Source organism: Nocardia seriolae NBRC 15557 (genome assembly GCF_007990715.1).
Classification (GTDB): domain Bacteria; phylum Actinomycetota; class Actinomycetes; order Mycobacteriales; family Mycobacteriaceae; genus Nocardia; species Nocardia seriolae.
Genome location: NZ_BJWY01000246.1, coordinates 1 through 2,338, shown reverse-complemented (window position 1 = coordinate 2,338; position 2,338 = coordinate 1). Strand labels below are relative to the sequence as shown.

Below are 2,338 nucleotides of genomic sequence, written 5' to 3'. Positions count from 1 at the left end.
GGTATCCGACGGCGGTCGGTCGGAACTTCATCACGGCTCCTGTCGCCCTGTAGTCGTGGTGCCTCCGACCAGGACCGGGCCTCAGCCGGAGGTGAATTCAGCTCACCACCCGCGGCAGAGCAATCGAAGGGATACCGTGGTGACAAACCAGCACCTCGCGATCTGTCACCACGGGGGACGATGAGAGATGGGCTCGACGGCTCCAGGATTGCCGATCATGAACCAGAACCGGACTGGGGCCACCCTCCGGCGCTTCCGCCTCGCCCGTCAGATGAGCCAACGCCAACTCGCGGGCCGTCTGTTCTGTAACCACACCTGGATTACTGCGATCGAAGGCGGGCGTCGATGCCCAACTAATCGACGCTGGGTCGAAAACGCCGACGCGTTCCTCATAGCCGGAGGCGAATTGGTCGCCGCGTGGGACGCTGATCAAGCCGAGCGGCGCGAAGCTGCCGTCACTCAGAAGCTTCTCGAGGAAGCCCGCCGCGAGTCGGAGGCGTTGCTGATCGCGCCAGACGGCGCACACCTCGACGACATCCAGACCGACATAGTGCAGGTGGCCCGAGCTTCGGGAATCGAGGCGTACGACAAAACGATTCGCCACGCACTCGAACTCCGGAGCGAGCTGTCCCGCCGGATTCGCCTGGGCGCTCACCGACCGGACGCGGCCAGAGACCTCTACATCGCCCTTGGCCGGGTCTGCGGCGTACTCGCCTATCTCACACTGGATCTCGGCCAAGCCGACGCCGCGAAGGCCCACATTCGGGCATCCTTCAAACTCGGAGACAAGGCCGGGCACGACCAGCTTCGAGCCTGGGCGAAGGGAACCGAGTCCCTCACTTGGCGCTTCGACAAACAGTTCAAGGCAGCCAAGAATGCTGCGATCGAGGGACTCCAGTACGTCGGCCCCTCCACCGGCACCGCCGAGCCGCGCTTGCTGTGCGGCCTCGCCGCGTCGACCGCGAACCTCGGCGACTCCTGGGGAGCGGTCGACCTCCTGGAGCAGGCCGACCGGATTCGCGATCACTGCGGCCCCGACGAGATCGACGGCCCGCTGTTCGGGTTCAGCCCCGCAAAGCAGCTTTATTACCACGGGTTTTCACTGATGTGGGCCAACGATCCGATCATCCTCCGCAGAGCCATCAGGGCTTCCCACGAAGCCATCGCCGCCTGGAAGGAAACCAACTCGCCCGGCGACGAGATGCTGACCTACATCTACCTGGCGACAGCCTGTGCGCGCCTCGGCGACTTGGACGCCAGCATCGAGGCCGTGACCCCGATCCTGAATCAGCCGATGACCGCCTCGTTCTCATGGGTAAAGAAGCGGCTCAACCAGCTGGACGAGTTGTTGGACGAGCACTTTCCAGGCTCGCAATCCGCGCTGGAGGCGCGGGACACGATCCAAACGTACGTCCACGCGGCGTAAGCCGGAAACGTGAAAGCCTCTCCTGCAGCGAGGAGCTACTTTCCTCGCCTACCGAATAGCGCCCTGATGATCGCCGCTCGTTTCTCCGGCGGTACGTCCTTTAGGGCGACTTTCAGCATGACCACCCTCGCCACCCACGCCGACACAGCCACTGCAGCGGTAGGGATTCCGGCGAACACAACAGCGGCTGTCATTCAGTGACACCCGCCAGTACAAGCGCACACGCGGCCGCTATGAAGCTCATGGAGGACAGCGTAGATTGATATGGGCACGCCGAACAGAACGCGAAATCCCCTCTGTAGAGATAATCCTAACGCGTTCTTCTGGGTTTCAGCAATTCCGTGTCCGGCGCGTTGGCTCGATCCGATACGGTATCCACCTGCGAATACGAGCCTGGTAATCGCCTATTCGCCCAGGCAAAGCGGTATGCAGTCAGGACAATGAGGCTCAAGCATACCGGTCGGAATGTGTTGCGGTTCATACCAATTTCGCCATTCCGTGACCAATTCCCGCTATCTCTCACCGCGCATCGAGACCTCCAGACTTAGCACGGAGGCCGACATGCCGACCTACAAGCGAGGCCCAATGCTGACCGAGGCCGACCTATTCGGCAGCCTTGGCAGCGGCTTTCGCCTGCTTCTTGAATGCCCAGACTTCCAACTGCGATTCGGCGGCCACGATATCGGCGGTCGAACGCCGAGACCCTTCCTCCGAGAACGAAGAAGGACCCCGGAACAAACCGGGGCGATTCCGTCACTGAGCCCAGCACCGATCCAGTACAGGACCACCTACGAGGTGAGATGAAACCGGACTACAACCCAGCACCAATCAAGCACGGGAACTGAAACCAGTTCCGCGCCAGTCCTTCAAATAGAATTGACCAGCCAGTATACGCTGCCGGATCTAGTGTCG

At 61.8% G+C, this 2,338-nt stretch carries 1 protein-coding gene; it reads left to right on the top strand.

Annotation, left to right across the window (positions count from 1 at the left end):
• The first annotated feature begins 217 nt into the window (after nucleotides 1-217).
• Nucleotides 218-1,426 carry a helix-turn-helix domain-containing protein gene (locus tag NS2_RS35455; protein ID WP_158544142.1) on the top strand — a complete coding sequence of 403 codons (1,209 nt, stop codon included), beginning with the start codon at nucleotides 218-220 and terminating at the stop codon, nucleotides 1,424-1,426.
• The last annotated feature ends 912 nt before the right edge of the window (nucleotides 1,427-2,338 follow it).

Excerpts from the sequence above, each read along its gene's own strand:
- NS2_RS35455 (WP_158544142.1), top strand. The coding sequence starts at position 218 with ATGAACCAGAACCGGACTGGGGCCACCCTCCGGCGCTTCCGCCTCGCC.